We start from the raw sequence: 8,620 nt of genomic DNA, 5'->3' as shown, positions 1-8,620 counted from the left end.
GCTCAGGGTTTCGCCGGTTTCCTCGGCGTGTTCCAGATAGGTGGCCGCCGCCACTGGCCGCAGCACCTCGGCCACTTGCAGCAACGGCATCTGCGACAGTTCGCCGATGTCGTAACCGGCAAAGGTCACCGACAGCGCTTCACGCTTGAGGCGTTTGCCGTCGCACAACGGACACGGACTGCCGAGCATGAACTGCGAAACGCGTTTCTTCATCAACGCACTTTGCGAATGCGTGAAGGTGTGCAGGATGTAACGCCGGGCGCCGGTGAAAGTGCCCTGATAACTCGGCTCCATCTTGCGCTTGAGGGCGACCCGGGTTTCTTCCGGGGTCAGCCCGGCGTACACCGGCACGGTCGGGGTTTCTTCGGTGAACAGAATCCAGTCACGCTGCTTTTTCGGCAGTTTCTTCCAGGGAATATCGACGTCAATGCCCATGGTTACGAGGATGTCGCGCAGGTTCTGCCCCTGCCATGCCAGCGGCCAGGACGCCACGGCGCGCTGGCGGATGGTCAGGTTCGGATCCGGCACCATCAGCGCCTCGGTCACCTCGTAGACCCGCCCCAGGCCGTGGCACTCCGGGCAGGCGCCTTGGGGGGTGTTCGGCGAGAAATCCTCGGCGTACAGCATCGGTTGCCCCGGCGGATAACTGCCGGCGCGGGAATAGAGCATGCGAATCAGGCTCGACAACGTGGTCACGCTGCCCACCGACGACCGCGTGCTTGGCGTGCCGCGTTGCTGTTGCAGGGCCACGGCGGGCGGCAGGCCCTCGATGGAGTCGACATCCGGCACGCCGACCTGATCGATCAGCCGCCGCGCATACGGCGCCACGGATTCGAAATAGCGTCGCTGGGCTTCGGCGTACAAGGTCGAGAACGCCAGCGACGACTTGCCCGAACCGGACACCCCGGTGAACACCACCAGCGCATCGCGGGGAATATCGACGTCGACGTTCTTCAGATTGTGTTCCCGGGCGCCACGCACCCGAACCATGCCGGCGGGTGCTTTGGAATTACGCTTGGAAGTCATTGGCGGTCCCTGCAGAAAAATGGGGGTCGAAGCTGAACCCTGTGGTGAGGGGATTTATCCCCGATCGGCGGCGCAGCCGGCGCAATCACTGCAAATGCCGTGTAGCTGGAAAAATGCTGGGGAGTGCTGCGCACTCCATCGGGGATAAATCCCCTCTCCACAAAGAATGGGGGATTAGCCGGCTAGGCACTGAGCACCGACCGAATCATCTGCAACAACGCCTCCGGGCCATACGGTTTGCCCAGCAAATGCGTGTCCGGGCTCAACTGATGGTCGCGCGAGATGATGTCGCGGGTGTGCCCGGAGGTGAACAGCACCGCCACCGGCGGCGTCTGCACCTTGGCCCAGGCTGCCAGATCGGAACTCTTGATCAGCCCCGGCATGACCACGTCGGTGAAAATAAGATCCACGTCGATACCTTCCAGCAGCATCTGCATCGCCATGTCGCCGTTGCCGGCGGTCAGCACGCGATAACCTTCTTCGCGCAGCAACTCCACGGCCGAGGCGCGCACTGCGTCGTTGTCCTCGACCACCAGAATGGTTTCGTGGCCGCCACCCTGCTGCTTGCCGACACAGGATGACTCTTCAAGAATCGGTCGCAGGCTGCGCGGGAAGTACAGTTGCACCCGCGTGCCCTCGCCCACGGTACTGTCGATCTCGACGTGGCCGCCGCTCTGCTTGACGAAACCGAACACCATGCTCAGACCGAGCCCGGTGCCCTGCCCGTCAGCCTTGGTGGTGAAGAACGGCTCGAACACCTGCTCAAGCATGTGCGGCGCAATACCTGCGCCGGTATCGCTGACCACCACTCGCACAAAATCGCCGGCAACAATGCCTTTGCCCGCGCAAAAAGTGCTGTCCAACCGCGTATTGAGGGCGCTGAGGACAATCGTGCCCTCGCCCTTCATCGCATCGCGGGCATTGATCGCCAGGTTGAGAATGGCGTTTTCCAGTTGATTGCGATCAACGTTGATGTGCCACGGTTCCTGCGGCAACTGCACGTCGATCTGAATGGTTTCGCCCAACGCACGCTGGAGTAATTCACCGACACCATCGAAGATCTGCCGCGGATCGCACACCGCCGGCGACAACGGCTGACGCCGGGCAAAAGCAAGCAGTTGCGACGACAGCTTGGCCCCACGCTCGACCGCTGCCAGCGAGGCACTGACCCGCCGTTGCACGTTGGCGTTGTCCGGCTCATGCCGCGCCAGCAAATGCAGATTGCCGGCAATCACCTGCAGCAGGTTGTTGAAGTCGTGAGCCACGCCGCCGGTGAGGCCACCGATGGCCTCGAGCTTCTGCGACTGACGCAGTTGCTCTTCGGCCGCCAGCCGCGCGCCCACCTCATCGGCCACCCGTTGTTCAAGGTTGCGGGTGAACTTGAGCAGGGATTCTTCAGCGTTCTTGCGCTCGTGGATGTCGATCAACACGCCGGGAAAACGAAACGGCTTGCCCTGTTCATCGAACTCGCACGCGCCGCTGGCAAGCACCCACAGATAACTGCCGTCCGCACGCCGCACGCGGTACTCGGCGTTGTACGGCTCTCCGGTGTGCAGCGAATGATTGACCCGGTCCTGCACCCACGCCAGGTCGTCGGGGTGAATGCGCGATTCAGTGAAGGATTGCGGCAGGTTGCTCAGATCCTGCTCCGGCGGATACGAAAACGTGCGGGCGAAACGCTCGTCGGCGGACAGCACATTATTTTTCACGTCCCAGACAAACGAGCCGAGCAAGGCTCCGGCATTCAGCGCCAGCCGCACCCGTTCGTTATCGGCGCGATAAGCATCTTCAGCGGCCTGACGCAGCTGTTCGGAGCGCATGAATTCGGTGGTTTCGACCACCATCGCCATCACCCCGGCGGGCACACCGTCATCGTTGGCTACCGGGCTGTAATACAGATCCATCCAGACGTCTTCGGGCACGCCATCGCGCAGCAGCACCAGTTCCTTGTTGCGGTAGGACAAGGTGCCGCCCGCCAGGCAGGTGTCCACCACATGCCGGTTGAAATCGGCGACTTCCGGCCAGCCCAGTTCCACCGGCGAGCCCAGCAGATACGGGTGGCGACCACCGGCAAACTGCGAGTAGGCATCGTTGTAGATCATGTACCCGGCGTGGCCCCAGAGCATGACCATCGGCAACGGCGACGCCAGCATCAGTTGCACCGCGCTGCACAGGCTCGCAGGCCAGTTCTGCAGCGGACCGAGTTCGGTGTCGCTCCAGTCGAACGCACGAATACGCCCGGCCATCTCGCCTTTCCAGCCGTCACACCCGTGACTATCGGATAAAAACTGCATCGATTGACTCGGTGTCCTGTGGTGTCTGCCCGATAAATCGCAACGCTTGACGAACGCGGCGCCCGTCTGTTTCGAGCGCCGCCGACCGCATTGGTTTCATTGAAGGTATAGCCGATTTCATGCCTGGCCCGGGTTCAGACCCCGATCAGGTGTTTGAGCGGATGGTAGCCAGTTTTCATCTTCGCCGCGACGTCCAGAATGGCCTTTTCGATGCCGTTCAAATGCATGCAGGTCAACTCGATGGCGGCACTCTGGTTGCCCGCTTCGATGTACTCGATCAGCCGCAGGTGCTCGTCGTCGCGGCAGGCTTCGTGACTGTCGTCATCCAGCGCGGCGGCATACAGCGAGGCGCGGGAAATCAGCTTCTGGAACCAGTCGAGCAGCACCGGGTTATTGAGACTGCGCGCCAGTTTGATGTGGAACTCGCCGAGCAAATGGATCAGCCGTTCGTGATCGCCAGCGGCGTGGGCTTCGTCTTCCAGCAACAGATGTTCGCGCAGGTCCTGCATCGCGGCGGTGTCCTTGCGCCGGCATAGCTCGGTGACGATGCCGATCTCGATCAGGCGCCGGGTTTCGAACAGCGAACGGATCTCTTCATTGCTCGGCAACGACACCGATGCACCTTTATTGGGCTCGGTGGTGACCAGTCCGTCGGCCTCCAGTTGCTTGAGCGCAGCACGCACCGACGTACGGCTGACATTGAACAGTTCGGCCAGAGAGGCCTCGCCCAGCTTCATTCCCGGACGCAGCGAACGCTTGCTGATCGCCTCGTAAACCCCTTGGTAGACGCGGTCGACCGTGGTTTCCAGTTTTTTCTCGGTCATTGCAACACTCCTTTAGCCTCAGGCAACCGGCCCCTGGCGATGACTGGCCATGGAAAAAGGGGGTTGCACACGCAGATTAATCCGGGTATTTCTAAATTGCATTCAGATATTGCATACAATAATTAGAGGATTGCACCAATATGGGTCAACCAATAGCAATTGAAGTGCGCAACGTCTCCAAACGGTACTCCGAGGACCCTGGCCTCGCACCGGCCCTGGACAATGTGTCGGTGAATATCGCCGATAACGAGTTCTTCACCCTGCTCGGCCCCTCGGGCTGCGGCAAAACCACCCTGCTGCGCACCATTGCCGGTTTCGAACACGTCAGTGAAGGCGAGATTCGCCTGGCTGGCGAGCCGGTCAATGATCTGCCGCCGTTCAAGCGTCGGGTCAACACGGTGTTCCAGAGTTACGCACTGTTTCCGCACATGAGTGTCGCGCAGAATATCGCCTTCGGCCTCGAGATGCAGGGTCTTGAACGCAAGTTGATTCCGGATCGGGTCAACGAAATGCTCGCATTGGTACAGATGGAGCATCTGGCCGGGCGCAAACCGGCCGAACTGTCCGGTGGTCAGCAACAGCGCGTGGCTCTGGCCCGGGCGTTGGCGCCCAAACCCAAAGTCCTGCTGCTGGATGAGCCGCTGTCGGCGCTGGACTTGAAGCTGCGCAAGGAAATGCAGGTCGAACTCAAGCGCGTGCAGAAAGAAGCCGGGATCACTTTCATTTTCGTCACCCACGATCAGGAAGAAGCGCTGACCCTGTCCGACCGCATCGCGGTGATGTCCGCCGGCAAGATCCTGCAGATCGGCACCCCGACCGACATCTACGAACACCCCAGACACCGCTTCGTCGCGCAATTCATTGGCGATATCAATTTCCTCCCCGGTCAGCTCAAGCACGGTGCGCACAACGAAAAACTCTTCGTCCCCCACGGCATGCCCGTGGAAATCCCCTGCCAGCCGCAAGGCTTCGACGGCAGCCGCGTGCAGTTGGCCTTCCGCCCGGAGCGTTCGCAACTGGTGGATGCCAGCCAGCCGCATCACCTGCGCGGCGTCATTGAGGCGGTGCTGTATGTCGGCACCGCCACGCTGTACCAGTGCCGGCTGAACAACGACGTCAAAGTCATGCTGCGCGAAAACAACGAAGGCCTGAACCGTGGTCGTGCCGTCGGCGAACGTGTCGCCGTGCACCTGCCGCCGCACGCCTGCCTGTTGATGGAGGCCTGAGATGAGCGTCAGCAGCACTTCCCCCGCTCTGAACCGGGCGCTGTTGCTCAGCCCGGTGGTGTTGACCCTGCTCGCCCTGATCGCCATTCCGTTGGGGATCATGGGTTACATCAGCCTGCTGCCGCGCAACACCTACGGCGGCGTCGACTGGCAGGCGCAATGGCAATTGCAAAGCTACGTGCAGCTGTTTTTCCAGCAGGGCTTCGACGGTGAACTGGAGCTGAACTGGGTCTACGCCCAAGCGCTGTTGCGCTCGGTGTTGCAGGCCGGTGGCACCACGGTGTTGTGTTTCCTGTTCGGCTTTCCGGTGGCGTTGTGGATGTCGAGCCTGACTCCGCGTCGGCGCAATCTGATGGTGCTGCTGATCACCATCCCGTTCTGGACCAACCTGCTGATCCGCAACTACGCGTGGCTGATCATCCTGCGCGAACAGGGCTGGGTCGCCCAGAGCCTCAACGCACTGTTCCCGAGCGCCGGCGGCATCACCCTGCTCTACAACGACTTCGCGGTGAGTGTCGGGCTGGTCTACAGCTTTCTGCCGTTCATGATTCTGCCGATCTACTCGACCCTGGAAAAACTCGACTGGCGTCTGGTGGAAGCCGCCTACGACCTGGGCGCCAACCGCTGGCACGCACTGCGCCGGATCATTTTGCCGCTGTCGATGCCCGGGGTGATCGCCGGAGCGCTTCTGGTGTTTGTGCCGAGCCTCGGCGCGTTCATCACCCCGGCGATTCTCGGTGGCGGCAAGACGCTGATGATCGGCAACCTGATCCAGCAGCAATTCGGCACAGCACGCAACTGGCCGCTGGGCAGTTCGCTGTCGTTCCTGTTGCTGGGGATTTTGCTGCTGTCGCTGGTGCTCTACGCCCTCTATAGCCGCAGCGCGGCGAAAACCCTCAACCGGGGAGCGCAAGCATGATCTCTCTGCATCTGAAAAAACTTCCGGCGACCCGGGAAATCAGCCTGCTGATCCTCGCCTATCTGTACCTGCCGATCCTGGTGCTGGTCGTCTACAGCTTCAACGCCAACCGCTCGGCGACGGTGTGGACCGAGTTCTCCTTCGCCTGGTACGGACGGATTCTGGCCAACCCGTCGATCCAGACCGCAGCGCTGAACTCGATCATCGTCGCGACCATCGCCACCGTCTGCGCCACGGCGATTGCGCTGCTCGCGGCACTGGCAACCTACCGGCCGTTCTACGGGCAGAAAATGGTCGAAGGCGGGATTAACCTGCCGCTGATCCTGCCGGAGATCGTCACCGCCGTAGCGACCTTGCTGCTGTTCATGGCGCTAGGGATCAAGCTCGGTTTGCTGACAGTAATCGTCGCGCACATCGGCTTCTGCATTCCCTTCGCTTACCTGCCGATCCGTGCCCGCCTCAATGATCTGGACAAGAGTCTGCTGGAGGCGGCCAACGATCTGTACGCCAACCCGTGGCAGGTGTTTCGCCGCGTGACCTTGCCGCTGCTGTGGCCGGCGGTGTTGTCCGGTTCGGTGCTGGCGTTCGTGGTCAGCCTCGACGATTTCATCATGACCTTCTTCGTCGCCGGGCCTGGTTCGACCACGTTGCCGGTGTACATCTTTTCGGCGATCAAGGCCGGGGTAACGCCCGAGATCAACGCGATCTCGACCCTGATGCTGGTGATTTCCATCGTCCTCGTGGTGCTGGCCTTCTGGCTGGGCCAACGCGGCAAACAACCATAAACCTGGAGCGCTCTCATGAAAGTCAAAAGCCTGCGTCTGGCCGTATCCGGTCTGGCCCTGAGTTGTTTCGCCGCGTTCGGCGCCCACGCTGCTGAACCCAAGGAACTGTTTTTCTATAACTGGACCGACTATTACCCGGTGGATCTGCTGGCCAAGTTCGAAAAGGAGACCGGGATCAAGGTGACCATGGACGGCTACGACAGCAACGAAACCCTGCTCGCCAAGTTGCAGGCCGGCGGCGCCGCGTACGATGTGATCGTGCCGTCGCAGTCGATCATGCAGACCCTGATCAAGCAGGATCTGTTGCTGGAAATCGACACCCCGACCCTGAGCAATTTCCAGTACGTCAAAGGCCCGTTCCGCGATCCGAGCTTCGACCCCGGCCGCAAGTTCTCGGCGCCGTATCTGTGGGGCACCACCGGTTTCTCCTACGACAGTGCGCGGGTGCCCGGCGGCAAACTGGATGACTCGTGGAAAGAGTTCTTCGAGCCGCGCAAGGAACTGCAAGGCCAGCTCGCTGCCCTCGATACCTCCAGCAGCGTGATCAACGCCGCCAGCCACTACCTGAACGTCGACGAATGCACGGAAAACCCGCAGGACGCCAAGCGCATCCTCGAACTGCTGCAAAAGCAGAAACCGTTCCTGAAGATGTACAGCTCCGACAACACCGTCGACCGCATGGCCTCGGGCGAAGTGATCATGATGCAGAACTGGAACGGCTCCACCGCCCGCGCGACCTTGCAAAAGAACACCATCAAATACGTCTATCCGCGTGAAGGCGTGGCGATGTTCCAGGACAACTTCGCCGTGCCGAAAAGCGCGCCGCACCCGGGCAACGCGAAGATCTTCATCGACTGGATGATGAAACCGGAAAACGCTGCAGCCGTGTCCAACGCCATCGCCTACGCGAACGGCATCCATAGCGACCAGTTGCTCGACCCGAAATGGAAGGTCATGGACGCCATCAACATGCCCGAGGAATACGCCTCGCGCCTGCGTCCGGAGAAGGAATGCAGCAACAAGTCGCGCGAGTTGCAGGACCGCATCTGGTCGAAGCTCAAGGGCTGACTTATTTCGCTTGAGACCGCAGCGCGGCCTTCGCTGGCAAGCCAGCTCCCACAAGGACCTGTGTCGTTCACAGAAATTGAGTACACCCTTGAACCTGTGGGAGCTGGCTTGCCAGCGAAGAGGCCCGACCAGACACCACTGAAACCGAGGTGCAGCCATCGCTGGCAAGCCAGCTTCCACAAGGACCTGTGTCGTTCACAGAAATTGAGTACACCCTTGAACCTGTGGGAGCTGGCTTGCCAGCGAAGAGGCCCGACCAGACACCACTGAAACCGAGGTGCAGCCATCGCTGGCAAGCCAGCTTCCACAAGGACCTGTGTCGTTCACAGAAATTGAGTACACCCTTGAACCTGTGGGAGCGAGCCTGCTCGCGAAGAGGCCCGACCAGACACCACTGAAACCGAGGTGCAGCCATCGCCGGCAAGCCAGCTCCCACAAGGACCTGTGTCGTTCACAGAAATTGAGTACACCCTTGAAT

Annotated in this window: 6 protein-coding genes and 1 pseudogene; 4 read left to right on the top strand and 3 right to left on the bottom strand. The window is 61.0% G+C overall.

Going from position 1 to position 8,620, the window contains the following annotated elements; all coding sequences use genetic code 11:
* The 3 genes and pseudogenes from DBR18_RS11710 to DBR18_RS11700 form a co-directional block, all read right to left on the bottom strand.
* Positions 1-1,026, bottom strand: a pseudogene (locus DBR18_RS11710) (excinuclease ABC subunit A); the annotation flags it as partial.
* A 182-nt stretch (positions 1,027-1,208) separates the two neighbouring features.
* Positions 1,209-3,320 (bottom strand): PAS domain-containing sensor histidine kinase, encoded by a 2,112-nt coding sequence (locus tag DBR18_RS11705; protein ID WP_108590433.1) that lies wholly within the window; start codon positions 3,318-3,320, stop codon positions 1,209-1,211.
* A gap of 134 nt (positions 3,321-3,454) precedes the next feature.
* Positions 3,455-4,144, bottom strand: a complete 690-nt coding sequence (locus tag DBR18_RS11700; RefSeq protein WP_007969663.1) for a GntR family transcriptional regulator — start codon at positions 4,142-4,144, stop codon at positions 3,455-3,457.
* A 140-nt stretch (positions 4,145-4,284) separates the two neighbouring features.
* Here DBR18_RS11700 and DBR18_RS11695 point away from each other — a divergent pair, with 140 nt between their 5' ends.
* The 4 genes from DBR18_RS11695 to DBR18_RS11680 are packed head-to-tail and all read left to right on the top strand — an operon-like array spanning position 4,285 to position 8,142.
* A complete protein-coding gene (locus DBR18_RS11695; protein WP_108590432.1) occupies positions 4,285-5,370 on the top strand; it encodes an ABC transporter ATP-binding protein in 1,086 nt (361 codons plus the stop codon).
* Between the two features lies 1 nt (position 5,371).
* Complete coding sequence (locus DBR18_RS11690) at positions 5,372-6,289, top strand: ABC transporter permease (RefSeq protein WP_108590431.1); 918 nt, start codon at positions 5,372-5,374, stop codon at positions 6,287-6,289.
* A complete protein-coding gene (locus DBR18_RS11685; protein ID WP_108590430.1) occupies positions 6,286-7,074 on the top strand; it encodes an ABC transporter permease in 789 nt (262 codons plus the stop codon). The genes DBR18_RS11690 and DBR18_RS11685 overlap by 4 nt, the downstream gene beginning before the upstream one ends.
* Before the next feature lie 15 nt (positions 7,075-7,089).
* Positions 7,090-8,142 carry an extracellular solute-binding protein gene (locus tag DBR18_RS11680; RefSeq protein ID WP_108590429.1) on the top strand — a complete coding sequence of 351 codons (1,053 nt, stop codon included), beginning with the start codon at positions 7,090-7,092 and terminating at the stop codon, positions 8,140-8,142.
* Positions 8,143-8,620: the final 478 nt, after the last annotated feature.

Source organism: Pseudomonas sp. HMWF021 (assembly GCF_003061005.1).
Classification (GTDB): Bacteria; Pseudomonadota; Gammaproteobacteria; order Pseudomonadales; family Pseudomonadaceae; genus Aquipseudomonas.
Note: the sequence above shows the minus strand (reverse complement) of the source record. Positions and strands in the feature narration are given on the sequence as shown.

What these genes read in the sequence shown, in the direction of transcription:
- DBR18_RS11705 (WP_108590433.1), bottom strand. Translation starts at nt 3,320, where the DNA reads ATGCAGTTTTTATCCGATAGTCACGGGTGTGACGGCTGGAAAGGCGAG.
- DBR18_RS11700 (WP_007969663.1), bottom strand. Translation starts at nt 4,144, where the DNA reads ATGACCGAGAAAAAACTGGAAACCACGGTCGACCGCGTCTACCAAGGG.
- DBR18_RS11695 (WP_108590432.1), top strand. Translation starts at nt 4,285, where the DNA reads ATGGGTCAACCAATAGCAATTGAAGTGCGCAACGTCTCCAAACGGTAC.
- DBR18_RS11690 (WP_108590431.1), top strand. Translation starts at nt 5,372, where the DNA reads ATGAGCGTCAGCAGCACTTCCCCCGCTCTGAACCGGGCGCTGTTGCTC.
- DBR18_RS11685 (WP_108590430.1), top strand. Translation starts at nt 6,286, where the DNA reads ATGATCTCTCTGCATCTGAAAAAACTTCCGGCGACCCGGGAAATCAGC.
- DBR18_RS11680 (WP_108590429.1), top strand. Translation starts at nt 7,090, where the DNA reads ATGAAAGTCAAAAGCCTGCGTCTGGCCGTATCCGGTCTGGCCCTGAGT.